The following is a 24,651-nucleotide window of genomic DNA, read 5'->3' on the forward strand; positions in this document are numbered from 1 at the left end:
GTCCCCCGAGACTTCCAGCAGGAGAATCCGCATGCGTGCCTTGTTCGTCGGTGGCGTGGTCGACAACAGCGAAATGGACCTGGAAGGCAGCCATCCTCCCGTGCACTACCCCGAGGACACCGGCGGTGGACATTCACGCTACCGGCTGCACCAGGTCGGCCACGGCGCCGATGGCAGCGTGGCATACGCGGTATACGGCGCACCGGACCTGGCCGACGACGAGGTGGCGCGGGTGGCGGAGGAGCGCGCCTATGCCCGGCGGTTCGAGGCAACCCCGACGGTGTTCGAGCACTGACGTGCCAGTCGCGCCCGAGCCGAGGCCCGGGCGTGCGGACCGCAGCCGGGCGTGAGCCCGGCCCCCTGCCGGATCATGTCGTTCTGGGTGGCAGCTGGCGGATGCTGGCGATCTCGTCGAGCCAGACGTGATGCTGCTGCACCGGCGTGTCGTAGTCGTCCAGGCGCAGCTGGCCGTTGCTGCCTTCATCGCCGGCGTCGTTGCGGTACTGCTGCACCGTTGGGCGCACGGCGACCGTGCCCAGCAGGCGGCGGCCATCGAGCAGGGTCAGTTCGACCTGCGTTTCGCCGTCGAGCTGCGGCAGCAGGGCCTCCAGGCGCGCGATCTGGGCCGGGTCGGTATGGATGCGTGGAGCAATACGGGACATCGGAGAACCTCCTGCGTGCAGGGTCGCCGATCCACCGTGAATGCTCAGTGCAGCGCGCTGTCGGCGCGCGGCACCTGCACCTTGCGCACCGCAGCCACCAGCTGGGCCACCGAGTACGGCTTGGCCACATGCTCCTGGAAGCCCGAGGCCAGCGCGCGCCGACGGTCATCCGCACGCGCCAGCGCGGTCACGGCCACCGCCGGCAGGGTCGCCGCATCCACGCCCATGTCTTCGCGCAGGGTGCGCACCAACCCATAACCATCCATACCCGGCATGCCGATGTCGGTCAGCATCACGTGGTACTGCAGGTGGCCGGCATCGGCCAGCAGCGCCAACGCTTCGCCGGCCGAACTGGCAGCTGACACCGTCGCGCCCTGCTCTTCCAGCATGCGCCGCAGGTACTCCAGCACTTCCGGCTGGTCTTCCACGGCCAGTACGTGCATGCCCCGCAGCGGATAGGGCTCGACGACCACCGGCTCCAGAATCGGCCCGCTGATCACCTCGCGCAGCGGCCGCCGCTCGGCATCGGGCAGATGCTGCGGCAGGCGTACGGTGAACGTGGCACCGTGACCATGGCCTTCGCTGGCCGCAGTGACCGTGCCGCCGTGAAGCTCGACCAGCTGCTGCACGATCGCCAGGCCCAGGCCGAGCCCACCATGGCGGCGGGTGGTGGTGCCGTCGGCCTGCCGGAAGCGGCTGAACAGATGATTGAGGAACTCCGGAGCAATACCATCACCGGTATCGCGCACGGTGATCTCCCAGTGCTTGCCGTCGGCCCGCAGCTGCATCTCGATGCGGCCCTCGGCCGGCGTGAACTTGATGGCGTTCGACAACAGGTTCCAGAATACCTGCTGCAACCGCGTCGCATCCCCGAGCACCAGGCTGGGCTGCTCAGGCAGCCGCAACTGCACGTCCAGTGCCTTACCCTCGGCCACCAGCTCCTGCGCGCCGATCGCCTCGCCCAGCAGTTCGCGCAGGTCCAGTACTTCCACTTCCAGCTGCACCTTGCCCAGCAGCATGCTGCTGAGGTCGAGCATGTCCGAGATCAGCCGCTTCTGTGCACCGGCGCTGTTGGCGATCACGCCCAGCCCCTTGTACAGCGGGCTGGTGTTGTCGACACGCTGCAGCAACAGCTCGCTCCAGCCAAGGATGGTGGTCAGCGGCGTGCGCAGTTCGTGCGACAGGGTCGCCAGGAATTCATCCTTCAGGCGCGCCATGTTCTCGGCGGCACTGCGTGCGGCGCGCTCGGACTGCAGCAGCTCTTCACGGGCCAGTTCGATCTCGCGGCGCTCGGTCACGTCCGGACTGCTACCGGCCAGGCCGATGAATCGACCCATCCGCGAGAATCGCGGACGCGCGTTCATTTCCAGCCATCGCCACTGTCCGTCCGCACGCCGTGCGCGGACGAGGGCATGCATGGAGCGTTGCGCCTTCAGCGCTTCCTGCAGTTCGTACTCGAACACCGACGCATCATCCGGATGCACCAGGCCGCGCCAGACATCCTCCGGCACACGCGTCTCGTCGCCACCAAAGAACTCACTGAAGGCGCTGTTGACGAAGCGCGCATGTCCGCGCTCATCCAGCACCCAGACCGGCATCGGCAGGCCATCGGCCAACGCGCTGAACCGGGCCTCGCTCTCGCCCAGCTCCAGCTCCATCTGCTTGCGTGCGGTGATGTCGAAGAACAGGATGCCGACCTTGTCCTCGCCGGGGCGGCCCACACGGACCGCGTCCACCGCGAACGAGCGCCCCAGCGCCCGCGCTTCCATCTCGAACTGCGCCGGCCGTCCGCTGCGCGCCACCTCGCCGTAGATGCGGTACCAGTCGCTCTCGTGGTTCGGTTCCAGCGCGCTCATGCACTTGCCGCGGGCGTCCTTGAGACCGGTGTGGCGCTCGAAAGCGTCATTCACCTCAAGGAAGCGGTAATCCACTGCGCGATCGGCGTCGAACATGACCTGGATCACACAAAAGCCGGCGTTGATGCGTTCAAGCACACCGCGATGCAGGTCGGGTTCGGGCGCCGGAACCATCAAGGGCGGGCGCTCCGCGAGGGGCGGCAGTGTGGACAAGGGCGTCTGGGGCGTACCGGATGGAGGCACAGCATCTTCCAAAGGACGTATTCACAGCGTCAAGCGCCGTCAGTCATGGTTGACGACCATGAATTGGCGACAACCGCCGACGCTGTTGACGCATTCGGCCATTGCTGGGCCCCGCCGGCAGGATCACACTCGATGCGAGATCAACATCCGCCCCCATTCCGGGGACGCAGGAGACCGCCATGAACCGCTCTCTGTCCGCCACCCTGCTGCTGGCCGCGGCCCTTGCCGCGGGTGCAGCGAACGCCGCGCCGCGCACCGTCACCAGCCCGGATGCGCCGCGCACGCTGCAGGCCGACGGCCCGGTCAACGTGCAGTGGAACGATCCGGCGACATTCACCGAGATCCGCCAGAGCCACAACCGCTTCGAGGCCGAACGCGGCGACTGGGTGCAGCAGCTGGCGCGCTACCTGCAGACCAGCGCCGCCAAGCCGCTGCAGGCCGGGCAGACGTTGGACATCACCCTGGTCGACATCAAGCGCGCGGGCGACTACGAACCGTGGCATGGCCCGCGCGCCAATGACATCCGCGTGATGCGCGACATCTATCCGCCGCGCATCACCCTGCAGTACACGCTGAAGGACGCCAGCGGCCGCATCGTCGACGAGGGCGAGGCCAAGCTGACCGACACCGGCTACCTGCACACCCTCGGGCTGCGCAGCGACAGCGATCCGCTGCGCTACGAGAAGCGGCTGATCGATGACTGGGTGAAGCGGCAGTTGACCGCCCAGGCCACCGCCGCGCGTTGACCGGCACCCGCCGGGCATTGCCCGGCGCTACCTGTGCATTTCCGACACCCGCCGGGCATGGCGCTTTGGACATCCGGTAGCGCCGGGCCATGCCCGGCGGCGCATCAATCGCGGTAGACGCGGGCGACCCGCTTGACCGCGCAGGGCAGCTGGTAGGCGCTCACCCCGCAACGTGGCGCCAGTTCCGAAAGCGTCGGGGCCTGCCCCCACAGTTCCACCACACTGCCAACGCCGGCCTGTGCATGTGCGGTCAGGTCCACCGTCAGCATGTCCATCGAAACCCGACCGATCAGCACGCCAGGCTGGCCGTCGATCAGTACCGGGGTGCCGTTCGGCGCGAACTGGGGATAGCCGTCGGCATAGCCCAGGGCCACCACGCCCACGCGTGTACGCGCCTTGGCCACGAAGCGCGCGCCATATCCCACCGGCTCACCGGCTTCGATCCAGCGCTCGGCAATCACCTTGGACTGCATGGTCATCACCGGGCGCAGCCGCGCGGTCAGATCCGTGTCGTCCGGCATCGGGTTGGCGCCGTACAGCATGAGCCCCGGGCGCACCCAGTCGCTGCGCACGTCGGGCCACCCAAGCAGGGCCGGCGAATTGCACACGCTGGTCTCACCCTGCAGGCCCTCGATTGCACGTGCGAAGGTGGCGGCCTGCTCGTGGGTACGTTCGCTGTCCAGTTCATCGGCACGCGCCAGATGGGTCATCAGCACGATCCGCTCCACCTGCGGCATCGCCTGCAGGCGCGCGTGTGCGGCGCGGAAGGTCTCCACGTCCAGACCCAGGCGATGCATGCCGCTGTCCAGCTTCAGCCAGACCGTCAACGGATGCGGGCTGTCGAAGGCAGCCAGCGCTTCCAGCTGCCACGGCGAGCCGACCGAGAACCACAGCGAATGCTCGGCCACCAGCGCCATCTCGCTGGCTTCGAAAATGCCTTCCAACAGCAGGATGGGCGCGCGGATACCGGCCTTGCGCAGCTCCAGCGCTTCTTCGATGGTCGCCACCCCGAAGCCGTCGGCCTCGTCTTCCAGGGCCTGCGCGCAGCGCACGGCGCCATGGCCATAGGCATCGGCCTTGATGATCGCCAGCGCCTTGCCGCCCCCCAGCTCGCGGGCGAGCCGGTAGTTGCTGCGCAGCGCGTGCAGATCGATCAGCGCGCGGGCAGGACGCATGTGCGGCTCTCGTGTTGCGGGGCATGGCCGAACTGGCCATAGCGGAAGATGTCCAGGCCTTCGGTGCTGATCTGTGGCTGGCGTGCACTCATCAGGTCGGCCAGGTAGCGACCTGAACCACACGCCATGGTCCAGCCCAGGGTGCCGTGACCGGTGTTGAGATACAGGTTGCGGAAGGGCGTGGCGCCAATCACCGGTGTGCCATCCGGCGTGGCCGGGCGCAGGCCGGTCCAGAACTGCGCGCGCGACAGGTCCCCGCCCTTCGGGTAAAGGTCACGAACCACCAGCTCCAGGGTCTCGCGGCGACGCGGTGACAGCGACAGGTCGAAACCGGCCACTTCGGCCATGCCACCGACACGGATGCGGTTGTCGAAGCGGGTTACAGCAACCTTGTAGCTCTCATCGAGGATGGTCGAGGTCGGCGCCATGGCCGGATCGGTGATCGGCAGGGTCAACGAATACCCCTTCAGCGGGTACACCGGCAGGCGCATGCCCAGCGGCGCGACCAGCGCCGGCGAGTAACTGCCCAGCGCGACCACATAGCGGTCGGCAGTCTCCAGCTTGCCGGCGATGCGCACGCCGGTGATGCGCTCTCCATCCGACTCGATGGCGCTGATGTCCTGGTCGAAGCGGAACTCGACACCGGCATCGGTGCACATCTGCGCCAGGCGGCGGGTGAACAGCTGGCAGTCGCCGGTCTGGTCACGCGGCAGGCGCAGCGCACCGACCAGGCCATCAACGTGCGCCAGCGCCGGTTCCGCGGCGATGATGCCGGCGCGATCCAGCACTTCGTACGGCACGCCATAGCGGGCCAGGATCTCGATGTCCTGTGCCGAGGCATCCAGCTGCTGCTGGGTGCGGAACAGCTGGGTGGTCCCCAGGTCGCGCCCCTCGAACTCGATGCCGATCTGCGCGCGCAGCTCGTTCAGGCAATCGCGGCTGTACTCGGACATGCGCACCATGCGCGCCTTGTTGATCGCATAGCGCTCGTGGGTGCAGTTGCGCAGCATCTGCCACAGCCAGCGGTACTGGGCCAGATCCATGCCGGGACGGATCGCCAGCGGCGCATGCTTCTCGAACAGCCACCCGATCGCCTTCTTCGGCACGCCGGGCGCGGCCCAGGGCGAGGTGTAGCCGAATGACAGCTGGCCGGCATTGGCGAAACTGGTCTCCAGCGCGGGGCCGGGCTGGCGGTCGACGACCGTGACATCAAACCCGGCCTGTCGCAGATACCAGGCACTGGTGGTGCCGATCACGCCGCTGCCGAGAACTAGGACTCGCATGGAAATTCTCCAACCCGATCATTCCCTGCGTTTGAGCACGCCAGGGCCATAATCGGGGAAGTATATTCTTCCATTCATAGGCGATTTGCCTGTTTTTCACGCTGCGGGCAAGATGTTTCCCCGTGATTCACTTCCCCAGGTTGACGCCCATGGCCGCCCGCCCCCGTGAACTGGACAAGATCGACCGCAGGATCCTGCGCATCCTCCAGGCCGAAGGCCGCATTTCCTTTACCGAGCTGGGCGAGCGCGTGGGCCTGTCGACCACCCCGTGCACCGAGCGCGTGCGCCGGCTGGAGCGCGAGGGCGTGATCACCGGCTATCACGCTCACCTGGATCCCACGGCGCTGAAAGCCAGCCTGCTGGTGTTCGTGGAGATCAGCCTGGCCTACAAGTCCGGCGACATCTTCGAGGAGTTCCGGCGTGCGGCGCTGAAGCTGCCGAACGTGCTCGAGTGCCATCTGGTGTCCGGCGACTTCGACTACCTGCTGAAGGCGCGGATCAGCGAGATGGCCTCCTACCGCAAACTGCTGGGCAGCACCCTGCTGACCCTGCCGCACGTGCGCGAATCGAAGAGCTACATCGTCATGGAAGAGGTCAAGGAGACGCTCAGCCTGCCGATTCCGGAATGAAGGGCCAGAGCCCGCGCTGCGGGTTCCGGCCCTGTTCCAGGGGCGTCAGCGCTGCTGCGGGTGCTTCATCGAGCCCTGCTGCTGGCGTGTTTCCTGCTGCTTGCCGCCCTTCTGCGGCCGCTGCGGGTCCATCTGCTGCTGTTGCTGCTGTTGCGGCTTATGGCTCTGCGCTTCCTTGCCGGGATGACGGTTCTGCGGGTTCTTCATGATCGCGATCCAAAGGACGAAGGACATGCGACGGCGGGATGCCGGCGCAGGGCCACGGTGGTCCTGCGGCGGTTAATCACAGGCGAAAAAGCCGTGAGCGGCAGCAGTGTGTTTTCAGGCGTTCAGCCGGCGCGGTCACCGCCCGCCGCGGGCGGTGGCGGACTGCCCTATGGCTTGACCTGCTGGCCACTGCCGGCCGGCACACTGTCGTAGTAGCGGCCGGTACGGGAGTCGAACACACGGTTCGGGCCGACCGGCTTGACGCCGGGAACGATGCGCCCGTTGCGGTCATAGACCTTGTCCGGCAGCTTCGGCGCCGGCGTCGGCACCACCTGCGCCGGGCCGGTGGACTTGATCGGCTGCGTCGGCTGCGGTGACGGCAGGACCTGCGGCTGCGGTCTTGCCGGCTGTGGGGGCGGCGTCACCGGCGCTGGCGCCACGGTGGTGGTGCTGCGGGTGGTGGTCGGCGATGTGGTGGGCACCTGGGCCTGTGCCGACAGGGGCAGCAGAGCCGACAGCACCCAGACGGAAAGGGTCTTCATGGCACGCTCCAGCAGGAATCCTCCCCACCATGCGCCCGCGCCCGTGTGCCGCCCATGAACGCAGCTCACACTTGCAAGACGGCGGTCACACCCCCACGTCTGCAGGCATCCCCAGGCCATCGACCCCACGGAGAGCCAGCATGAGTGCCTTCGACCTGACGCCCCCTACCGCCTCCCAGACCGACACCCTGGTCGCCGGCCTCAGCAGCGAAGAACGCCGCGTGCTGCTGCAGCACGGCACCGAAGCACCGTTCTGTGGCGTGTTCCTGGACAACAAGCGTGAGGGTGTCTACTGCTGCCGGCTGTGTGGGCTGCCCCTGTTCCGCTCCAGCACCAAGTTCGATTCCGGCACCGGTTGGCCGAGCTTCTTCGCCCCCTACGACGCGGCACACGTGCGTGAGATCCGCGATACCAGCCACGGCATGATCCGCACCGAGATCACCTGCGCCCGCTGTGGCAGCCACCTCGGCCACGTGTTCCCGGACGGGCCGCCGCCCACCCATGAGCGCCACTGCCTGAACTCCGTCTCACTTTCGTTTGCCGGCAACGGCGAGGCCTGGCCCAACCCGTTGCAGCGTGGCGGTGCGGAAAGCGGCGTAGCGGGCTGAGACACCCCTGCTGACCGGTTTCACAGAATTCCCTCTTCAGAAATCCGCAGGGTGGGCCGACAAGGAGATATCCCCCCTCCCTGCGTTGCCCCATGCTCATCATCGTTGGATTCCTGGTCGTCATCATCAGCGTGATCGGGGGCTACCTCGGTGCCCACGGCCGCCTGGGGGCTCTCTGGCAGCCCTACGAACTGGTCATCATCGGCGGTGCCGCGCTGGGTGCGTTCCTGGTCGGCACCCCGGCCAAGACGGTCAAGCAGACGCTGCAGGCCATCGTCGGCGTGTTCAAGGGCCCGCGCTACAAGCAGCAGGACTACATCGACGTCCTCAGCCTGCTCTACGAACTGCTCAACAAGGCGCGCCGGGAAGGCTTCATGGCGCTGGAGGACCACGTCGAACGCCCGGCCGAGAGCGCCGTGTTCGGCAACTATCCGAAGGTGCAGGCCGACCATCACCTGATCGATTTCATCACCGACTGCCTGCGCCTGATGATCGGCAGCAACATCGAGCCGCATGAACTGGAGCCGCTGCTCGAACTGGAGCTGGAAAAGCACCACGCCGAAGCGATGGCCCCGTCGCAGGTGCTGACCAAGGTGGCCGACGGATTGCCCGGTTTCGGCATCGTCGCGGCGGTGCTGGGCATCGTCATCACCATGGGCTCGATCGGCGGCGACATCGTCGAGGTCGGCGGCCATGTCGCCGGTGCGCTGGTCGGCACCTTCCTGGGCATCCTGCTGGGTTACGGGTTCGTCGGCCCGATGGCAGCGGCGATGGAAGCACGTGCCGAGCAGGACAGCCGCATCTACGAATCGGTGAAGACCGCACTGCTGGCCTGCCTGCGCGGTTACAACCCGAAGATCGCGCTGGAATTCGCCCGCAAGACGTTGCCGTCGAACGTGCGCCCGGCCTTCTCCGATTTCGAGCAGCACCTGAAGACGGTCAAGTAAGCCATGGCCGAGAGCAAACCCACCGTCATCGTCCGCAAGGTCAGGAAGGCCGGCCATGCCGCCCACCATGGCGGCTCGTGGAAGGTGGCCTATGCCGACTTCGTGACCGCGATGATGGCCTTCTTCCTGGTGCTGTGGCTGATGGCCACCACCAGCAAGAACGATCGTGCGGCCATTTCCGAGTATTTCCGCAACCCCAGCCCGCTCAGTGGCCAGAGCGCCACGCCGGCCCCGGGCATGGCCGGGCCGGGCGGTGCCAGCACGTCGATGATCAAGCTCGGCGGCGCCACCGACATCTCGCGTGGCAGCAGCAACGATCCCTTCCAGAACCAGCAGGAAGCCGTGCCGCACCCGGTGGACCAGCAGCAGCGCGACAAGCAGCAGCTGGAACAGCTGATGAAGGAACTGCAGGAAGCGATCAGCCGCAGCCAGGCGCTGGAGCCGTTCAAGGACCAGCTGCTGCTGGACCTGACCCCGGAAGGCCTGCGCATCCAGATCGTGGACAAGCAGAACCGGCCCATGTTCGACCTCGGCAGTGCCACGCTCAAGCCGTACACGCAGCAGATCCTGCATGAGCTGGCCGAGTACCTGAACCACGTGCCGAACCGGATCAGCCTGACCGGCCACACCGACATCACCGCCTACACCGCCGCCCGCGGCTACGGCAACTGGGAACTGAGCGCCGACCGCGCCAATGCGGCCCGCCGCGCCCTGATCGATGGCGGACTGGAGGACAGCAAGATCACCCGCGTGGTCGGCCTGTCCTCCTCGGTGCTGTTCGACCGGGCCGACCCGCAGAACCCGATCAACCGCCGCATCAGCATCGTGGTGATGACCCGCGCCGCCGAGCAGGCCGCGCTGGCCGGCGCCGGTCCACAGGTGGGTCTGTCGGCGCCGGTCATCGACGCGGACGTACAGGCGGCGCAGGGTGAGGCAAAGTAGACGGTGGGTGCGGACCTTGGTCCGCACATCCGGGAAAGCATGCGGACCAAGGTCCGCACCCACCAGGGGCATGGCCCGGCGCACCCGGTACAATGGGGGTCTTTCCGTTTTCAGGTGACACCCCCGATGTCCAAGTCTTCCAAGGCCAAGCGCGACCAGCGCAAGAAGCAGCAGGCCAAGCGCCCGTTCCTCCGTCTGAACGCCCAGCAGCAGGTGCAGAACCACGCCGTGCTGACCAGCGAGGACGGCCAGGTGGTCGCCGCCATCGGCCTGCAGGGTCGCGAGTGGCTGCTGGCCATCGGCGGTCAGACCATGGGCAATGCCGAGAACCCGGTGCCGATGCTGGCCATGCTCAAGCACCTGGCCAACGTGCAGGAGAAGGAAGGCCGCAAGGTCAGCCTGGAGTATTCCGAACTGCTGCAGAAGCTGCTGGATACCCTGGCCGCCGAAGCGGGCCAGACCGCCGACGAGTACCTGGACGCGCTGGTCGCCGAGTTCGAAGGCGTGGAAGCTGAGGGCGAGACCGCTGAAGGCGATGTGGCCGAAGAAGCCAGCGCTGCCGAAGGTACCGCTGACGCCGAGGCTGCTCCGGCCGCCGACGCCGACGGCAAGCCGCAGGCCTGATCCGGCCGCGGCGGTGACGGTCTACGTTGATGACGCAGTGCATGCCTGGCGCGACCAGCGCTGGGCGCATCTGATGGCCGACACCCTGGCCGAGCTGCACGCCATGGCGGCGCAGCTCGGCATCCCCCGCCGGGCCTTCCAGAACAAGGCCAGCGGCGCGCACTACGACGTCACCACCGAGCTGCGCGCACAGGCGATCGCACTGGGTGCCGTGGCGATTTCACGGCACACCGACCGCGCACAGGTGAAAGCGGTGATCGCCAACGCGCGGGCGCAGTACCGGCCGTAGGCCGCAGTGCCCCCCACCTGGCATGGCCCGGCGAACCGGGATGACGCTCAGAACGGGTCGCTGCCCAGGCGGATTTCCACGTTCAGCAGCGAGCACAGCGCCAGCATGGCGTCATCGTCACGGGTCAGTGCCATCCAGCCGGTGAAACCCGCGCTGCCGGCATCCACGCTCCACAGCGTGTAGTTGTGCTCGCGCAGGCGGTCGAAGGCGGTGGACATCAGCTGCACGCCATCCAGGTCTTCGGTGAAATCCTCATCGTCCAGGTCGCCGCCCCAGTCAAGCTGCAGGTTGAAGCGCGCGGACAGCTCGTTCACCGCCGATATCAGCGTTTCCAGGTCATCCCGCTCCACCTCGAAGCCGGATTGCCAACCGATCGCGGACAGCAGTGGCGGCAGCCAATCGGCGTCTGCCTCCAGCGGTTCGCCGGCTTCGGCCAGCAGCTCGCGCCAGCGGTTGAACTGCTGCAGCGCCAGCTCATCGTCGCCCGGGTTGATCAGTACCAGCAGGTTCCAGACCCGCGCTTCGAAGCCATCCTCATCGAAATCATGGACGTCCTCCTCGAAGTCGAAGTAGTCGCTGTTGTCGGGCATGGCGGGAACTCCTCGGGGCAGGCCGGCATTCTACGGTTTATCCTGTATCGCTGAAGCCGGCCTTGGTGGCCGTCACTGTGAATGATGCGATGAGCGATACCCCTCCCGACCACCTGGCGATCAATCCGGCCAGCCCCTTCCATGATGCGCAGGCGCTGGAGCGCGGCGTCGGCGTGCGCTTCAACGACGTCGAGCGCGACAACGTCGAGGAATACTCGGTCAGCGAAGGCTGGATCCGCGTGCAGGCCGGCAAGGCCCGTGACCGTCGCGGCAACCCGATGACGATCAAGGTCAAAGGCAAGGTCGAGGCCTACTTCCTCGACCAGAAGCCGGCCTGACGGAGCCCGGGGTCAGATCCCTTTCCGCGGGAAAGGGATCCGACCCCGATGCACAGGGCCGGTCACTCGCGCTTGCGCGACTCCAGCAGATCCAGGTTGCGGATCAAGCGCCTCGAGATCTCGTCGGAGATCACTCCGCGCCGGGTGAGGCGGAACAGTTCCTCGCGCTCGGCAGTGAGGCCGGCGCTGCGCAACTGGCGATAGCCCTCCTCCATCCGCTTCACCTTCTCCGGATCCACGTCCGGGTTCTCGCGATCCAGGTGCCGCTGGTACAGCAGGCTGACCCGCGAGGCCGCGTCGTTGTACAACTGCACGTTCTCGGTGTTCTGGTTCAGCACCAGCTGCTGCCGCTTGCGCTCCACCCCGGCCAGCGCCGCCTTCGAAGACAACCGGCGGGCCAGATCCTCTTCCTTGCGCTCACCGGAGTCGGCCGGCAACTGCAGGCCCTTCAGCAGCTGCGGCAGCGCCACGCTGGCGCCGACCAGCGAGAACAGGATCACCGCTGCAGCCAGGAAGATCACCAGGTCGCGTGCGGGGAACGGGCTGCCATCGGGCAGGAACAGTGGCAGCGTCAGCACGCCGGCCAGGGTGATCGCACCGCGCACGCCCGCCACCGAGGTGGCCACCACGATGCGCCAGTTCGGCGCCTCGCCCCGCTCCAGGCCACGCCGACGCGCACGCAGCAGGTTCCAGCGCAGTGACAGCCACACCCACAGCAGGCGCAGGGCGATCAGGCTGGCATTGATCACCAGCACGTACACCAGCAGCCACCACGCGCTCTGGTGACCGGTCTCGTTCATCGTGGTGGTTGCACGCTCGACGATGCCCGGCAACTGCTCGCCCAGCAGCACGAACATGATGCCGTTGAAGCTGAACTGCAGCATGTTCCACACGCCCGCGCGCTGCACGCGCATGCTGCCGGAAACACGGCCGGTCATTTCCACGTAGCTCATCGAGATGCCGGCCGCGACCGCCGCGAGGATGCCCGAGGCATTGATCTCTTCGGCCAGCAGGTAGGCCGCGAACGGGATCAGCAGGTTGACCAGCATCGCCGCACCCGGCTCTTCACCGAAACGGCGCCACAACCAACGCTGGAAGGTCGACACGCCCAGCGTCACCGCCACGCCCACCGCCAGGCCCGCCACCGCCACCCACAGGAAGGTCAGCGAAGCGGTGGCCAGCGAGAAGGTACCGGTCATCACCGCCGCCACCGCGAAGCGGAAGCAGACCAGACCGGAGGCGTCGTTGAGCAGTGATTCGCCCTCGAGGATGTGCATCAGCCGCTTGGGAATGGGAGCCTTGGAGGCGATCGCTCCAACGGCCACCGGATCGGTCGGCGAAACAATCGCCGCCAGCGCGAAGCACACCGCCAGCGGCATCACCGGGATCATCCAGTGGATCAGCAGGCCGGCGCCGATGACGGTGAACACCACCAGGCCGAACGCCAGCTCGAGAATCGCGCCCTTGTCGCGGAACAGGCCCTGCTTGGGGATGCGCCAGCCGTCAAGGAACAGCAGGGGCGGCAGGAACAGCAGGAAGAACACTTCCGGCTCCAGCGCATGGCCGCGGTTGAACACACCGGCAATGACCGCGCCCAGACCGATCTGCACCAGTGGCAGCGGCAGTGAGAACGGCAGGACGCGGACGAGGTATCCGCTGGCGACGACCGCCACCAGCATCGCCAGCACGACTTCAATGGTATGCATGCTTCTTCCAGGAAGCGGCGCGCGGGGGGCATGAAGCCAGCGCCGGAAACCCGGAAAAAACTACCACAGGCGACCGCGGCTGCGACAACCGCAGCGATGCTGCGTCAGCACAGGCTCATGCCCCGTCGAAGCGGTAGATGTCCATCGCCAGGAAGCCGCCATCGACGCCGGCATCGATGCGACGTGCGCCGAAGCGGTCTTCACCGGCCGCACCCATCGCAAAGAACAGCGGCAACAGGTGTTCATCGGTGGGATGGGCGCGTTCGGCGAACGGTGCCTGCCGGCGGTAGTCCAACAGCGCCGGGCGATCATCGGCCGCCAGCCGCTGCTCTACCCACTCGATGAACGGCCGCACATAGGGCGCTTCCTTGCCGTCCTGGTAGTCGCCCCAGTCGTGCAGGTTGTGGGTGATGCTGCCCGAGCCGACCAGCAGCACGCCCTGTTCGCGCAGAGGTGCCAGCGCGCGGCCCAGCGCAAACTGGTGCGCAGGCCCCAGCAACGGCTGGATCGATACCGGCACCACGGGAATGTCGGCCTGCGGACGCAGCAGGCGCAGCGGCACCCAGGCGCCGTGGTCGAGACCACGCTGGGTATCGATGGCCACCGGCAGGCCTGCCGCGGCGATGCGCCCGGCAATGTCTTCGGCCAGCGCCGGATCGCCCGGTGCCGGGTACTGCAGTTCAAACAGCGCGCGCGGGAAGCCGCCGAAGTCATGGAGGGTCGGCGGTTGCGGGTGGGCGCCGACCAACGGCTGCCGCCCCAGCCAGTGGGCCGAGGCGATGACGATGGCGCGCGGCGTGGGCAGGTCGCGCGCCAGTTCGGCCAGGCGCACGCCCACCTCGCCCGGCTGCAGCGCAGTCATCGGTGAACCGTGCGAGATGTACAGCGAAGGCAGGCGGGACATGGAATTCTCCGTTTGCAGTATCAGCCAGCGCTCAACGCGAACGCAGGGTCCAGCGACCGTCACCGACCAGGAACAGCACCACCAGCGCCAGCGCCCAGAAGGCCGGGTACTCCCAGCCACCGCCGGCATTGGCAAAGCCGAAGCCGTTCGCGCCGTGCACGGTGACGATGGTGCCCAGCAACAGGGGCACACCGGCCAGCCCGACCCAGCGCGCGTAGATTCCGAGCAGCAGGGCTGCGGAAATCACCAGTTCTGCCGCGAGGGTGAGGTAACCCAGCACACCCGGCAGACCGAGCGACTCGAAGAACGCCGCGGTGCCGGCCGGGGTGAACACCAGCAGCTTGGTCAGCCCATGGATCAGGAACAGGACGCCGAGGGCCAGGCGTAGCAGCGTCGCGCCATAGGGCGCCAGCGGGGGAGCGGAAGCAGCAGAGGTCGTCATGGCGGGGCCTCGAAAGGGAAGAAGCACAGCTTATTGCGCCGACCGATGCCGATAAATACGATGATTCGACCGTATTTATTTCATAAGGCGCAACAATGGACACTTTGGACGCCATGCGTGCGTTCGTGGCCGTGGTCGAGCGCAATGGCTTCAGTGCGGCCGCCCAGGCACTGGATATGTCCACCGCCGGCGTCACCCGGCAGGTTGCGGCGCTTGAGAAGCGCCTGTCGACGCGGCTGCTCCACCGCACCACCCGCCGGGTCAGCCCGACCAGTGCCGGCGCCGCCTACTACGCGCAGTGCGTGCGCCTGCTGGCGGAGTTCGACGCACTGGAGGCCAGCATCGGCGCACAGGCACTGGAACCGTCCGGCCTGCTGCGCATCAATGCGCCGGTCAGCTGGGGCATCGCCCGTCTCGGCCCGCTGCTGGCCGGCTTCCGCGAGCGGTTCCCGCAGGTGGAACTGGACCTGGCCCTGTCCGACCGCCTGGTGGACATGGTCGAAGAAGGCTACGACGTGGCCATCCGCATCACCCGCGAGCCCGGGCCCACGTTGATCGCGCGTCGCCTGGGCGAATCGCGGATCAGTCTGTGCGCGGCGCCCTCCTACCTGGCTGCGCACGGCACGCCGGCCACGCCGCAGGCACTGCAGGATCACGCATGCCTGGGCTACAGCTACTGGGCCGGCGGCGACCAGTGGCCACTGCACGGCCCCGGAGGCGACGTCCAGGTCACGGTGAACAGCGTGCTGCGCGCCAACAACGGCGACGTGCTGCGCGAGGCGGCCATTGCTGGCATGGGCGTGATCCTGCAACCGGATTTCCTGCTCCAGGAGGCGCTGGCCGACGGCCGCCTGGTGCGCATCCTGCCGGACTGGGAAGCGGCGCCGATCGGCATCTTCGCCGTCTACACCAGTCGCAGCCACCTGGCGCCGAAGGTGCGCAGCTTCATCGATTACCTGGTGGAGGCCGGGATCTGACCGCGCCACTGGACAACACCCGTGACACGCGGGCGCAAGGCCGTGCCCGGCGAGCCGCAACATGGGCTAGACAGCGACCTCGTCCAGCATGCCGATGATCCGCTCCAGAGGGGCCGGACGTCCCAGCAGGTAGCCCTGCACCTGGTCGCAGCCGTGCGCGGCCAGCCAGTCGAGCTGCCCCGGCGTTTCCACGCCTTCGGCAATGATGGTCAGGCCCATGCTGTGGCCCAGCGACAGCAGCGCCCTGCAGATCGATGCGTTGCGCGGATTGGTCTCCACGTCGGCGACGAAGCTGCGGTCGATCTTGAGGATGTCCAGCGGCAGGTGCTGCAGGTAGGACATGCTGGAGTAGCCGGTACCGAAATCATCCAGCGACACGCAGATGCCCTGCTCGTGCAGGCGCTGCATGGTCTGCATCGCCTGCGCCGGCTTGCGCATCAGGCTGCTCTCGGTCAGCTCCACATGCAGCGCGCCGCGGGCCAGGCCGAAGTCCTGCTGGGCACGGGTGAACTCGGCCACCAGGTCGCTGTTGAAGAACTGCACGGCCGACACGTTCACCGCGATCGGCAGATCGCCCCAACCCGCCTCCACCAGGCGCCGCTGCGCCTGGGCCGCCGCACGGATCACCCAGCGCCCCAGGGCCAGGATCAGGCCGGTGTCCTCGCACAGCTGGATGAACTCGTTGGGAGGAATGAAGCTGCCATCGGCTTGCGGCCAGCGCAGCAATGCCTCCAGTGCCGCCGGACTGCCGTCGCTGGCGTGCCGGATCGGCTGGAAGTACAGCTGGAACTCGCTGTCGATCGCCGCATGGATGCGCCCGGCCAGGCGCAGGCGATCAGCCAGGCGCGTGGTCACCGCAGCGTCGAACCAGGCCACCACATCCCCTTCGGCGCGCGCGGCGTGCGCCGCCTGTGCCGCCATGCCGATCACCTGCTCGGCGCTGTGGCCATCATCTGCCGTGTGAACCGCCACGCCGATGCGCGGCTCGAACTGGTGCAGCGAATCCTTGCCACGCATTGGTGCCGACACGATCTGCAGCAGATCGTCGAGTACGCGCCGGGTGTCATGCGCGGCGCCGATGGCGAACACGAAATCTTCCGCCGGCTGGAAGGCCAGCGCGCCGTAACGTGCCGCCAGCACAGCCAGGCGCGAGGCCATCGACTGCAGCACCGCATCGCCGATCTCCCGGCCCAGCGTGTCGGCCACCAGCTGCAGGCCACGCAGCTGCACGAAGGCGATGGTATAGCCCTCCGCCTGGGCATCCAGCTGCTCGGTCAGCGCGCGCACGTTGAGCAGCCCGGTCGCCGGGTTGTGCCGCGCCTGGTAAGCCAGGTCGCGCTCATAGGCCATCCGCTCGCTGACATCCTCGGCCAGTACCAGGCAGGCCGGCTGGCCATCGAAATCCAGCCGGGACAAATGCGCGCGCACTTCGAACACACTGCCATCCTTGCGCCGGTGCAGGCGCACGGCAGCATCGGGAAGGTCGCCCACGCGCGCCCGCGCGATGGCTCCCTTGACCTCGTCCCACCCTTCCCGCGGCCGGATGTCGAGGATGCTCATGGTGAGGAATTCCTCACGGCTGTAGCCGTACTGCCGCACGGCCGCATCGTTGACCTCGATGAAGCGCAGCGTGTCCGGATCGAACACCCAGAACGGCGCAGGATTGCGGTCGAACAGCAGGCGGAAGCGCCGTTCGACCTGGTTCATCTGTTCACGGGCCTGATACCGCTCGCTGAGATCGGTGAGCGCGCCGATCATGCGCCGCTGGCGATCGGCCACCGGCACGCGCTGGCCCCGCGCGCCGACCCAGCGCACCGCCCCCCCCGGCAGCACCAGGCGGAATACCTCATCCATCACCGCGTTGCCGGCAAATGCCTGGTCAAACGCCTTCTGCAGCCGTGCGGCATCATCGCGGTGCACCCGGGCAAAGAAATCGGCCACCGGCAGCGCGTCGGTCTGTACGCCGAAGATCTCGCGTGCCAGCGGTGACCAGCGCAGCAGTGCAGCGTCCTCATCGACATACCAGGTGCAGACCCGCCCGACCTGGTGGGCCAGCCGCAGTTCCGCATTGCCGGCCTGCAGTTCCTCGGCCATCGATTGCTGCCGGCGGATCGTTCGCCGGACGGCGAACAACAGCACCAGCAGCACGGCCACATAGACCAGCACGATGGCCACCGATGCCTGCAGGTAGGGCCACCACGGCGCCAGCACGTCCTTTTCGGCCAGGCCCACCTGCACCGCCAGCGGGTTGCGTTCCAGCGTACTGATGGTGGTGATGCGCGGCACGCCGTCGACCACGCCGGGCATGTTCCCCAGTTCGATCACCGCCTGCCTGCCGAGCAGATCGCGCCCGGGCAGCTCGTAGCGGTGTCCGACCGTGCCATGCGGATCGGGCACGCGCGCCAACATGTAGCCTTCGGCATCACTGATCGACACCAGGCCGTTCGGGCCCACGTCCAGCCCGCCGATGATGCGCTGCAGTTCGCCGCAGCGCAGGCGCGCCAGCAGCCAGCGGTCGTCGTCCAGCGGCAGCGCCAGCGGCACCACCCAGCCATCGTCGCTGCCCCGCTGCGGCGGCCCGATGTACAGCGCACTGCCAGGGCCGCGCCGTTGCGGATCGGTCCACAGGGGCAGCTGCAGGTCGCCCTGGCCCGCGGTCAGCGCACGTCCGTAGCTGTCTAGCACCACGATGCTGTGCAGCTCGGCGTGCCGTTGCAGCACGCCGGCCACGGCCGCATCGAGCAGCCGCGGTGCCTGTGCCGGCACGCTCCGGAACAGCTCGGCGGCGTCGGCGGAAATGCCGCCCATCGCCCGCTCCAGATTGCGCAGCTGCAATGCCAGCAGGCGCTCGCTGCCGACCGCAAGTGCCCGGCTCTGCCGCTGCGCCGCTTCCAACCGCCGATGGTGGTCATTGACCAGCATCATCGCCAGACCGGCCACCAGCAGCACGCCCAGCACCACCCCGCCCCAGGTGATGGCGCGCAGTGGCCGGGCCAACGCGCGTTTCAGCGCGGGCATCGGTGGGTGTTCCCTGTCCAGTCGGCTGGCTTCATGCGCGAACGATTCCTCCACATCCCCGACCTCAGCGGCCGGCGACTGCCATTCTTGACCGCCGGGCCCGCCACGCCGGATCACCGCCCTGCGTCCGCGCAGGGGTCCGGCATGCAGCATGCACCACGGCGGTGACGGCGTGAAGATCGCCGCACCGCGTTCAGCCAGATCGTGCACAGCCTTGCGCCACAACGGTGCGACCCATCGCATCGGAGCGGATTAGACTTGGCGTTTTCCCGCCGCAAGAGAAGTCCATGTCCAAGCTGCGCCGTCCCACCCTGGCACTGGCCATTGCTGCCAGCCTATCCCTGGCCGCCTGCGACCGCGCCGCCGATCCGGCGGCCAGTACCGCCGCGCCGGCCGCATCCGCCCCCGCAGCCGCCAAGCCGATGCTGGGCAGCTTCGGCTTCGATGCCAGCGGCATGGATCGCAGCATCGCCGCCGGCGACGATTTCTTCGGCTTCGCCAATGGCACCTGGGTGAAGAACACCCAGATCCCCGCCGACCGCTCGCGCTTCGGCAGCTTCAACGTCATCGCGGAGAAGACCCAGGCCGACACCCGCGCCATCCTCGAAGGCGCTGCCGGCAATGCCCAGGCCAGCGGCGAGGACAAGCTGATCGGCGATTACTACGCCGCCTTCATGGATGAGGCCGGCATCGAGCAGCGCGGTATCGCGCCGGTGCAGCCGCAGCTGAAGGCGATCGATGCGATCACTGACAAGGCCGGCCTGGCCCGCGCGCTGGGCGGCGACATGCGCGCCGATGTCGACCTGCTCAATGCCACCAACTTCTACACCGACCGCCTGTTCGGCCTGTGGGTCTCGGTTGATCTGTTGCAGCCGGACCGCACCGCGCCGTATCTGGTGCAGGGCGGACTTGGCATGCCCGACCGCGACTTCTATCTGGGCGACGGCCGCATGGCCGAACTGCGCAAGCAGTACCAGGCCTATATCGCGCAGCTCCTGCAGCTGGCCGGCAGCGCCGACCCGGCCGGCAAGGCGCAGCGCATCGTTGCGCTGGAAACGAAGATCGCGCAGGCGCACGCCACCCAGGAAGAAACCAACGACGTGACCAAGGGTGCCAACCCCTGGACCCAGGCTGACTTCAACGCCAAGGCCCCGGGCATGGACTGGACCGCCTTCCTCGATGCCGCTGCACTGGGCAAGCAGCAGGACTTCATCGTCTGGCAGCCCAGGGCGGTGGCCGGGCTGTCCAGGCTGGTGGCCACCGAGCCGCTGGAGGTCTGGAAGGATTACCTGGCCTTCCATGCGCTGGATCGCGCCGCGGCGTACCTGCCGAAGAAGTTCGCCGATGCCCGCTTCGCCTTCCACGGCACCGCGCTGAGCGGCACGCCGCAGCAGAGCGATCGCTGGAAGCGCGCGGTGGATGATGCCAACCACGCCGTCGGTGAGGCCATCGGCAAGCGCTATGTCGAGAAGCACTTCGACGCCAGGACCAAGGAGCGCGCGGACGAAATGGCGAAGAACATCATCGCCGCGTTCGCCAGGCGCATCGACGCGCTGTCGTGGATGTCGCCGCAGACCAAGGCCAGCGCCAAGGCAAAGGTGGCCGGCCTGACCGTGGGCATGGGGTATCCGGAAAAATGGCGCGATTACAGCGGTCTGGAAATCCGCCGCGACGATCCGCTGGGCAATGCACAGCGCGCCGAGCTGTTCGAGTACCAGCGCAACATCGCCAAGCTGGGCAAGCCGGTCGACCACGGTGAGTGGGCGATGCTGCCGCAGACCATCAACGCGATGAACGTGCCGCTGGAGAACCGCCTGGTGTTCCCGGCCGCGATCCTGCAGCCGCCGTTCTTCGATGGGGCCGCCGATGATGCGGTGAACTACGGTGCGATCGGTGCGGTGATCGGCCATGAGATCAGCCACGGGTTCGACAATGCCGGCGCGCTGTTCGACGAGACCGGCAAGCTGCACAACTGGTGGACCGCCGAGGACCTGAAGCAGTTCAACGCCGCCGGCGACGCGCTCGCGGCCCAGTTCAGCAGTTACGAGCCGTTCCCCGGCGTGCACGTCAACGGCAAGCTGACGCTGGGCGAGAACATCGCCGACGTCGCCGGTCTGGGAACGGCGTACGACGCCTACCAGCTGTCGCTGCAGGGCAAGCCGGGCCAGACCCTGGAAGGCTTCACCCCGGACCAGCGCTTCTTCCTCGGCTTCGCCCAGGCATGGCGCAGCAAGAGCCGCGAGCAGGCGCTGCGCAATTCGCTGCTGACCGACGTGCACGCGCCGGGCCAGTTCCGCGCGCTCACCGTGCGCAACATCGACGCCTGGTACCCGGCGTTCGAGGTGAAGGAGGGCCAGAAGCTGTACCTGGCCCCCGACAAGCGGGTCAAAGTCTGGTGAGATGAGGGAAACGGGCGCCGCGAGGCGCCCGTTTTCATCCGCACCGGGCCTGGCAGGCTGCGCGGTCGGTGCCGATTCAGGCCGAAGACGAGGCCGATTGCCGGGATCCCTGCTCATCCCCGGTTTCATGTGCGCCCGCAGCACGTTTCACCCTGCGACATCCTGTCGCAGGGTGCGGGCACTGTGCTGCATCGCACAAAACTTCACCCGGCCGGACAAGACCCTTACGCCGCTTGGCGTTCCGCCCATTGCACCGCTCGCTGGAAGTGCTAGAACTGAACCCGCCACACCGTCCAACGCTGATCGACGCACGTTCCACAAGGAGCCAGCCATGATTGCTTTGTTCAAGGGTTTGGGAATTCTGCTTCGCGACAACGAGCTCTACAGCAGCCCGTTCGACAAACAGGTCGCGCACTGGCGCAATCTCAGCGAGCAGCAGATCCGCGATGAAGTGGCGGTGCTGGCCCAGGCCAAGTGCCAGTGGCTGATCGCCTCCATCATCGGCTGGCAGGCGGCGTCGCTGGTGATTCTGGGCCTGATCGCCAACTACCTGTGGCGTGACGACTTCCATATCACCTTCACCCGCGTGGTGATCGTGTTCGGCTCATGGGTCTCGATCCTGTTCGTGATCTGGTTCATGGCCAACATGTTCGACCAGCAGGCCGGGTTCGAGCGCTGGATGAAAGCCTTCAACAGCCGGGCCCGCATCAGTTCCAAGGCCGACAGCGTCGAGCATGTGGCCGAGGCGCTGGACCTGGCCGAGCACTACCCGGAAGTGCTGGACTACAAGCAGGCGGTCACCGCCAGGCGCGAGCTGCGCCATGAGGACATCCGCATCATGACCGAGATCGGACGGATGAAGCAGCACTCCGAACTGGTCGGGCGGCTGAACCATGTAGGCGAAACCGAACACCATCACGAACTGACGCTGCAGCCTGCCTACTGACCCTTGCGGAAAACGGGGGGGTCCACAATGCCACCGTGATCACTCACGGTGGCATTGTTCTATCGGGTCCTGGCTGACGCATTGGTGGAAGCCCTCGGGCAGGCCTCGCATGGTTTCGGTTTGGCCTACGGCCACCGAAAAACGCCGCAGGGGCGGCGTGGCGCAGGTGGCCTCGGTGCTGCAGGCCGGATCCAGCACGAGATAGTGGCACCTGCCACTGCTGCTGGCGATGCATTGGAACCGCGCCTGACCATCGACGACGGTGCCCTTGCTGTACAGCGTGTCCACGCCGTTGGCGCGCGCGCGGGTAATCGAGGAATTACTGGATTTTTCGCAGCCGGCCAGTGCCAGCAGCACAGCACACACAAGCAGCAGACGGGGCATGGTCATTCCTCGGGGCAGATGCAACGTCGCGGCTACATGCCGCGGAACAGGCTCATGAAGGGCTGGCTGACCACCAGCGTTTCCGGCCGCTGGCGCAGGCGCAGCACACCGCGCCCGGTATCGTCGCGGCTGACCGCAGCGACCGATTTCATGTTGACGATGGTCGAGCGGTGGATCTGGCGGAAGTGCTGCGGATCGAGCACTTCCAGCAGTTCGCGCAGCGGGGTGCGCAGCAGGCTCTCGCCGGCGGCGGTGATCACGGTGGTGTACTTGTTGTCCGCGCGGAAGTAGACCACGTCCTCCAGCATGATCAGCTGGGTCTCGCGGCCATTGCTGGCGGTGATCCACGCCAGCGGCGGGCGGTCACCGTTCTGTCCCGGTCCCAGACGCTGGAGCAGGCGTTCCAGCACCGCATCATCGTGGCGCGTGGAGGGCAACCGCGCGAGGATGCGCTCGCGCGTGGCCAGCAGGCGCTCATCGCTGACCGGCTTGAGCAGGTAGTCCATCGCACCCTGTTCGAAGGCATCGATGGCGTACTGGTCGTAGGCGGTGACGAACACCACCTGCGTGCGCGGGCTGAGCTCGGACAGTGCACGCGCGACCTCGATGCCGGTGATGCCCGGCATGCGGATGTCGAGGAACGCGATGTCCGGCTGCTTCTCGGCCAGCTGCTCCAGTGCACTGGCGCCGTCTTCGCACTCGGCCACCAGCTTCAGCTCCGGCCACAGCCGGCGCAGCTGGTCCACCAGCGACTGCCGCAGCAGTTCCTCGTCCTCGGCAATCAGGGCTTCAAGCGGCATGGCTGCGCTCCTTGCTGGATGGCGGCAATGTCATGGTCGCAGCAACGCCGCTGGGGAAATTGGCGACGATCGCTACGCCGGACTGCTCGCCGCAGGTCAGGCGCAGCCGCTCGCGCAGGTTCTTCAGGCCGATGCCGGTGCCACTGGTGGTGCCTTGGCTGAAGCCGAGCCCATCATCGGCCACGGTCACCGTCACGTGGTCGTCGAAGCCGCGCGCCAGGATCCAGATCGTTCCACCTCCGGGCTTGGGCTCCAGGCCGTGCTTGATCGCGTTCTCGACCAGCGTCTGCAGCGCCATCGCCGGCAGCTTCACCGCATGCAGTTCCGGCGGCACCTGCACCTCCACCGCGAGCCTTGCGCCCATGCGGATCCGCAGGATCTCCAGGTACGCGCGGGTACGCTCCAGCTCCACGCCGAGGGTCGACATCGATTCGTCCACCTGCGGCAACGAACTGCGCAGGTACTGGATCAGGTGTCCCAGCATCTGCTCGGCCCGCGCCGGATCGGTGCGGGTCAGCACCTGGGCATTGGCCAGCGTGTTGTACAGGAAGTGCGGCTCGACCTGCGCGTGCAGCAGGTTCAGGCGCGCCACCGACAGCTCCTTTTCCACCTGGGTCTGCTCCGCGGCGGCCTGCTCGGTGCGGCGCTGGTCGGCCACCCGACGGCTGATCGCACGGGTGACCGCTTCGGCATTCTCGTAGTTGCTGCCTTCGTCCAGCGCCAGCAGATCGGCCCACCAGCCCGCATCGGGCTCGAACAGCAGGGTGACGGTACTGGTGCCCTGCCCGGGCGTGACCGTGGCCAGCACGCCGTTGCGCTTGATCGCCAGCCGCGCGGGCAGGTTCCAGCGCGAGGGCTGGCGGCCGTTCCAGGGGTCGACGCGGCGCACGTAGGCGCGCACCTGCAGGCTGCCGGCCGCGCTTTCCACGTCCTCTACCCGGGGCAGCTCGGCCACGGCCGCCTCGACCACGGCAAAGGCCTGGCCGGCATCCATCGGCAGTTCCACCTGCCGACGCTGGCGCCCGGACAGCGTGCTCGCGTCCAGGCGCCCGGCCACCAGCCAGACCCGGCGCACATGGCTGATCGCACTGCCCAGCGCGGTAATCATCAGGAACATCGCCAGCAGGCCGAAGATCCAGCCCGGGCCATCGTTCATGCCGCTGAAGATGCCGCTCCAGACCATGCCGGCCACGACCAGCGCCGCGGCCCAGGCCAACAGATGACGGAAAATGAGAGTGAGGCTGGCGAACACGGCGGCGCCTTGGTGAAAGGGGTAAGCCGAGCATAGGGCGGCCTGCCGGGCAGACAAGCGGCCTGCGACGAAGTGCGGGAAAGCCGCGATGGAACCCCTCCCGGAAACGCCGGGCGTGGCCCGGCGCTACCGGGGGGGCGGG

General features: G+C 67.4%; 26 protein-coding genes. 12 read left to right on the forward strand and 14 right to left on the reverse strand.

Going from position 1 to position 24,651, the window contains the following annotated elements:
* Positions 1-31 precede the first annotated feature (31 nt).
* Positions 32-295 (forward strand): hypothetical protein, encoded by a 264-nt coding sequence (locus AC5P5M_RS16065; RefSeq protein WP_053518254.1) that lies wholly within the window; start codon positions 32-34, stop codon positions 293-295.
* Positions 296-368: 73 nt separating this feature from the next.
* Here AC5P5M_RS16065 and AC5P5M_RS16070 read toward each other — a convergent pair whose 3' ends face one another.
* Together AC5P5M_RS16070 and AC5P5M_RS16075 are read right to left on the reverse strand one after the other, a co-directional pair.
* Positions 369-662, reverse strand: a complete 294-nt coding sequence (locus AC5P5M_RS16070; protein ID WP_053518253.1) for a DUF3247 family protein — start codon at positions 660-662, stop codon at positions 369-371.
* Between the two features lie 44 nt (positions 663-706).
* A complete protein-coding gene (locus tag AC5P5M_RS16075; protein ID WP_065175384.1) occupies positions 707-2,692 on the reverse strand; it encodes a hybrid sensor histidine kinase/response regulator in 1,986 nt (661 codons plus the stop codon).
* Between the two features lie 248 nt (positions 2,693-2,940).
* Between AC5P5M_RS16075 and AC5P5M_RS16080 the strand changes: the two genes are divergently transcribed.
* A complete protein-coding gene (locus tag AC5P5M_RS16080; protein ID WP_053518248.1) occupies positions 2,941-3,507 on the forward strand; it encodes a DUF3016 domain-containing protein in 567 nt (188 codons plus the stop codon).
* A gap of 104 nt (positions 3,508-3,611) precedes the next feature.
* Here the strand turns inward: AC5P5M_RS16080 and alr are convergent, their stop codons facing one another.
* On the reverse strand, positions 3,612-4,682 hold the full coding sequence (gene alr / locus AC5P5M_RS16085) for an alanine racemase (RefSeq protein WP_053518246.1): 1,071 nt from the start codon (positions 4,680-4,682) through the stop codon (positions 3,612-3,614).
* On the reverse strand, positions 4,661-5,965 hold the full coding sequence (locus tag AC5P5M_RS16090; RefSeq protein WP_053518245.1) for a D-amino acid dehydrogenase: 1,305 nt from the start codon (positions 5,963-5,965) through the stop codon (positions 4,661-4,663). The genes alr and AC5P5M_RS16090 overlap by 22 nt, the downstream gene beginning before the upstream one ends.
* Before the next feature lie 149 nt (positions 5,966-6,114).
* On the opposite strand from AC5P5M_RS16090, the gene AC5P5M_RS16095 reads away from it, so the two are divergent.
* A complete protein-coding gene (locus AC5P5M_RS16095; protein ID WP_053518243.1) occupies positions 6,115-6,594 on the forward strand; it encodes an Lrp/AsnC ligand binding domain-containing protein in 480 nt (159 codons plus the stop codon).
* Between the two features lie 45 nt (positions 6,595-6,639).
* Here the strand turns inward: AC5P5M_RS16095 and AC5P5M_RS16100 are convergent, their stop codons facing one another.
* Together AC5P5M_RS16100 and AC5P5M_RS16105 are read right to left on the reverse strand one after the other, a co-directional pair.
* Positions 6,640-6,828, reverse strand: a complete 189-nt coding sequence (locus tag AC5P5M_RS16100; RefSeq protein ID WP_128988036.1) for a lana protein — start codon at positions 6,826-6,828, stop codon at positions 6,640-6,642.
* A gap of 140 nt (positions 6,829-6,968) precedes the next feature.
* Complete coding sequence (locus AC5P5M_RS16105; RefSeq protein ID WP_053518240.1) at positions 6,969-7,343, reverse strand: hypothetical protein; 375 nt, start codon at positions 7,341-7,343, stop codon at positions 6,969-6,971.
* Positions 7,344-7,483: 140 nt separating this feature from the next.
* Here AC5P5M_RS16105 and msrB point away from each other — a divergent pair, with 140 nt between their 5' ends.
* The 5 genes from msrB to AC5P5M_RS16130 all read left to right on the forward strand — a co-directional run bounded on the left by msrB (position 7,484) and on the right by AC5P5M_RS16130 (position 10,753).
* Entirely contained in the window at positions 7,484-7,951 is a 468-nt protein-coding gene (msrB, locus tag AC5P5M_RS16110) for a peptide-methionine (R)-S-oxide reductase MsrB (RefSeq protein WP_053518238.1), read from the forward strand.
* A 92-nt stretch (positions 7,952-8,043) separates the two neighbouring features.
* Positions 8,044-8,898, forward strand: a complete 855-nt coding sequence (gene motA / locus AC5P5M_RS16115) for a flagellar motor stator protein MotA (protein ID WP_053518236.1) — start codon at positions 8,044-8,046, stop codon at positions 8,896-8,898.
* 3 nt (positions 8,899-8,901) lie between these two features.
* Positions 8,902-9,840 (forward strand): flagellar motor protein MotB, encoded by a 939-nt coding sequence (motB, locus tag AC5P5M_RS16120; RefSeq protein ID WP_053518234.1) that lies wholly within the window; start codon positions 8,902-8,904, stop codon positions 9,838-9,840.
* A gap of 126 nt (positions 9,841-9,966) precedes the next feature.
* Entirely contained in the window at positions 9,967-10,464 is a 498-nt protein-coding gene (locus AC5P5M_RS16125) for a hypothetical protein (RefSeq protein WP_053518232.1), read from the forward strand.
* A gap of 13 nt (positions 10,465-10,477) precedes the next feature.
* Positions 10,478-10,753, forward strand: a complete 276-nt coding sequence (locus tag AC5P5M_RS16130) for a DUF4031 domain-containing protein (RefSeq protein ID WP_111186594.1) — start codon at positions 10,478-10,480, stop codon at positions 10,751-10,753.
* Positions 10,754-10,800: 47 nt separating this feature from the next.
* On the opposite strand, the gene AC5P5M_RS16135 is transcribed toward AC5P5M_RS16130, so the two are convergent.
* The gene (locus AC5P5M_RS16135; protein ID WP_065175387.1) at positions 10,801-11,343 is read right to left on the reverse strand and encodes a DUF6630 family protein; all 543 of its coding nucleotides are present in this window, start codon (positions 11,341-11,343) and stop codon (positions 10,801-10,803) included.
* Positions 11,344-11,432: 89 nt separating this feature from the next.
* On the opposite strand from AC5P5M_RS16135, the gene AC5P5M_RS16140 reads away from it, so the two are divergent.
* Positions 11,433-11,681, forward strand: a complete 249-nt coding sequence (locus AC5P5M_RS16140) for a DUF3297 family protein (RefSeq protein WP_053520274.1) — start codon at positions 11,433-11,435, stop codon at positions 11,679-11,681.
* Between the two features lie 62 nt (positions 11,682-11,743).
* Here the strand turns inward: AC5P5M_RS16140 and AC5P5M_RS16145 are convergent, their stop codons facing one another.
* The 3 genes from AC5P5M_RS16145 to AC5P5M_RS16155 all read right to left on the reverse strand — a co-directional run bounded on the left by AC5P5M_RS16145 (position 11,744) and on the right by AC5P5M_RS16155 (position 14,733).
* Positions 11,744-13,387, reverse strand: a complete 1,644-nt coding sequence (locus AC5P5M_RS16145) for a Na+/H+ antiporter (RefSeq protein WP_053520275.1) — start codon at positions 13,385-13,387, stop codon at positions 11,744-11,746.
* Positions 13,388-13,502: 115 nt separating this feature from the next.
* Entirely contained in the window at positions 13,503-14,291 is a 789-nt protein-coding gene (locus AC5P5M_RS16150) for a dioxygenase family protein (RefSeq protein WP_197600637.1), read from the reverse strand.
* Between the two features lie 31 nt (positions 14,292-14,322).
* On the reverse strand, positions 14,323-14,733 hold the full coding sequence (locus AC5P5M_RS16155; protein ID WP_053520277.1) for a DoxX family protein: 411 nt from the start codon (positions 14,731-14,733) through the stop codon (positions 14,323-14,325).
* 95 nt (positions 14,734-14,828) lie between these two features.
* Between AC5P5M_RS16155 and AC5P5M_RS16160 the strand changes: the two genes are divergently transcribed.
* Positions 14,829-15,710: a LysR family transcriptional regulator gene (locus AC5P5M_RS16160; RefSeq protein ID WP_495206144.1), complete on the forward strand. Its 882-nt coding sequence runs from the start codon at positions 14,829-14,831 to the stop codon at positions 15,708-15,710.
* Positions 15,711-15,776: 66 nt separating this feature from the next.
* Here AC5P5M_RS16160 and AC5P5M_RS16165 read toward each other — a convergent pair whose 3' ends face one another.
* Complete coding sequence (locus tag AC5P5M_RS16165) at positions 15,777-18,728, reverse strand: bifunctional diguanylate cyclase/phosphodiesterase (RefSeq protein WP_231108686.1); 2,952 nt, start codon at positions 18,726-18,728, stop codon at positions 15,777-15,779.
* Positions 18,729-19,015: 287 nt separating this feature from the next.
* Between AC5P5M_RS16165 and AC5P5M_RS16170 the strand changes: the two genes are divergently transcribed.
* On the forward strand, positions 19,016-21,127 hold the full coding sequence (locus tag AC5P5M_RS16170; protein WP_065175391.1) for a M13 family metallopeptidase: 2,112 nt from the start codon (positions 19,016-19,018) through the stop codon (positions 21,125-21,127).
* A 331-nt stretch (positions 21,128-21,458) separates the two neighbouring features.
* On the forward strand, positions 21,459-22,073 hold the full coding sequence (locus AC5P5M_RS16175; RefSeq protein ID WP_053518857.1) for a hypothetical protein: 615 nt from the start codon (positions 21,459-21,461) through the stop codon (positions 22,071-22,073).
* Between the two features lie 39 nt (positions 22,074-22,112).
* Here AC5P5M_RS16175 and AC5P5M_RS16180 read toward each other — a convergent pair whose 3' ends face one another.
* From AC5P5M_RS16180 to AC5P5M_RS16190, 3 genes are read right to left on the reverse strand one after another with little or no spacing between them, the layout of a single operon-like run.
* Positions 22,113-22,457 (reverse strand): hypothetical protein, encoded by a 345-nt coding sequence (locus AC5P5M_RS16180; protein ID WP_053518860.1) that lies wholly within the window; start codon positions 22,455-22,457, stop codon positions 22,113-22,115.
* 32 nt (positions 22,458-22,489) lie between these two features.
* Complete coding sequence (locus AC5P5M_RS16185) at positions 22,490-23,257, reverse strand: LytR/AlgR family response regulator transcription factor (protein ID WP_053518856.1); 768 nt, start codon at positions 23,255-23,257, stop codon at positions 22,490-22,492.
* Positions 23,247-24,509 (reverse strand): sensor histidine kinase, encoded by a 1,263-nt coding sequence (locus tag AC5P5M_RS16190; protein WP_053518853.1) that lies wholly within the window; start codon positions 24,507-24,509, stop codon positions 23,247-23,249. Before AC5P5M_RS16190 ends, AC5P5M_RS16185 begins: the two co-directional genes overlap by 11 nt.
* Positions 24,510-24,651: the final 142 nt, after the last annotated feature.

The sequence above is a fragment of the Stenotrophomonas sp. YJH_SMC_106-19 genome, from assembly GCF_059368375.1.

Excerpts from the sequence above, each read along its gene's own strand:
- AC5P5M_RS16155 (WP_053520277.1), bottom strand. The coding sequence starts at position 14,733 with ATGACGACCTCTGCTGCTTCCGCTCCCCCGCTGGCGCCCTATGGCGCG.
- AC5P5M_RS16090 (WP_053518245.1), bottom strand. The coding sequence starts at position 5,965 with ATGCGAGTCCTAGTTCTCGGCAGCGGCGTGATCGGCACCACCAGTGCC.
- AC5P5M_RS16065 (WP_053518254.1), top strand. The coding sequence starts at position 32 with ATGCGTGCCTTGTTCGTCGGTGGCGTGGTCGACAACAGCGAAATGGAC.
- msrB (WP_053518238.1), top strand. The coding sequence starts at position 7,484 with ATGAGTGCCTTCGACCTGACGCCCCCTACCGCCTCCCAGACCGACACC.
- AC5P5M_RS16170 (WP_065175391.1), top strand. The coding sequence starts at position 19,016 with ATGTCCAAGCTGCGCCGTCCCACCCTGGCACTGGCCATTGCTGCCAGC.
- AC5P5M_RS16100 (WP_128988036.1), bottom strand. The coding sequence starts at position 6,828 with ATGTCCTTCGTCCTTTGGATCGCGATCATGAAGAACCCGCAGAACCGT.
- AC5P5M_RS16135 (WP_065175387.1), bottom strand. The coding sequence starts at position 11,343 with ATGCCCGACAACAGCGACTACTTCGACTTCGAGGAGGACGTCCATGAT.
- AC5P5M_RS16140 (WP_053520274.1), top strand. The coding sequence starts at position 11,433 with ATGAGCGATACCCCTCCCGACCACCTGGCGATCAATCCGGCCAGCCCC.
- motA (WP_053518236.1), top strand. The coding sequence starts at position 8,044 with ATGCTCATCATCGTTGGATTCCTGGTCGTCATCATCAGCGTGATCGGG.
- AC5P5M_RS16165 (WP_231108686.1), bottom strand. The coding sequence starts at position 18,728 with ATGCCCGCGCTGAAACGCGCGTTGGCCCGGCCACTGCGCGCCATCACC.
- alr (WP_053518246.1), bottom strand. The coding sequence starts at position 4,682 with ATGCGTCCTGCCCGCGCGCTGATCGATCTGCACGCGCTGCGCAGCAAC.
- AC5P5M_RS16070 (WP_053518253.1), bottom strand. The coding sequence starts at position 662 with ATGTCCCGTATTGCTCCACGCATCCATACCGACCCGGCCCAGATCGCG.
- AC5P5M_RS16075 (WP_065175384.1), bottom strand. The coding sequence starts at position 2,692 with ATGGTTCCGGCGCCCGAACCCGACCTGCATCGCGGTGTGCTTGAACGC.
- AC5P5M_RS16095 (WP_053518243.1), top strand. The coding sequence starts at position 6,115 with ATGGCCGCCCGCCCCCGTGAACTGGACAAGATCGACCGCAGGATCCTG.
- AC5P5M_RS16125 (WP_053518232.1), top strand. The coding sequence starts at position 9,967 with ATGTCCAAGTCTTCCAAGGCCAAGCGCGACCAGCGCAAGAAGCAGCAG.
- AC5P5M_RS16105 (WP_053518240.1), bottom strand. The coding sequence starts at position 7,343 with ATGAAGACCCTTTCCGTCTGGGTGCTGTCGGCTCTGCTGCCCCTGTCG.
- AC5P5M_RS16185 (WP_053518856.1), bottom strand. The coding sequence starts at position 23,257 with ATGCCGCTTGAAGCCCTGATTGCCGAGGACGAGGAACTGCTGCGGCAG.
- AC5P5M_RS16175 (WP_053518857.1), top strand. The coding sequence starts at position 21,459 with ATGATTGCTTTGTTCAAGGGTTTGGGAATTCTGCTTCGCGACAACGAG.
- AC5P5M_RS16080 (WP_053518248.1), top strand. The coding sequence starts at position 2,941 with ATGAACCGCTCTCTGTCCGCCACCCTGCTGCTGGCCGCGGCCCTTGCC.
- motB (WP_053518234.1), top strand. The coding sequence starts at position 8,902 with ATGGCCGAGAGCAAACCCACCGTCATCGTCCGCAAGGTCAGGAAGGCC.
- AC5P5M_RS16160 (WP_495206144.1), top strand. The coding sequence starts at position 14,829 with ATGGACACTTTGGACGCCATGCGTGCGTTCGTGGCCGTGGTCGAGCGC.
- AC5P5M_RS16180 (WP_053518860.1), bottom strand. The coding sequence starts at position 22,457 with ATGCCCCGTCTGCTGCTTGTGTGTGCTGTGCTGCTGGCACTGGCCGGC.
- AC5P5M_RS16150 (WP_197600637.1), bottom strand. The coding sequence starts at position 14,291 with ATGTCCCGCCTGCCTTCGCTGTACATCTCGCACGGTTCACCGATGACT.
- AC5P5M_RS16145 (WP_053520275.1), bottom strand. The coding sequence starts at position 13,387 with ATGCATACCATTGAAGTCGTGCTGGCGATGCTGGTGGCGGTCGTCGCC.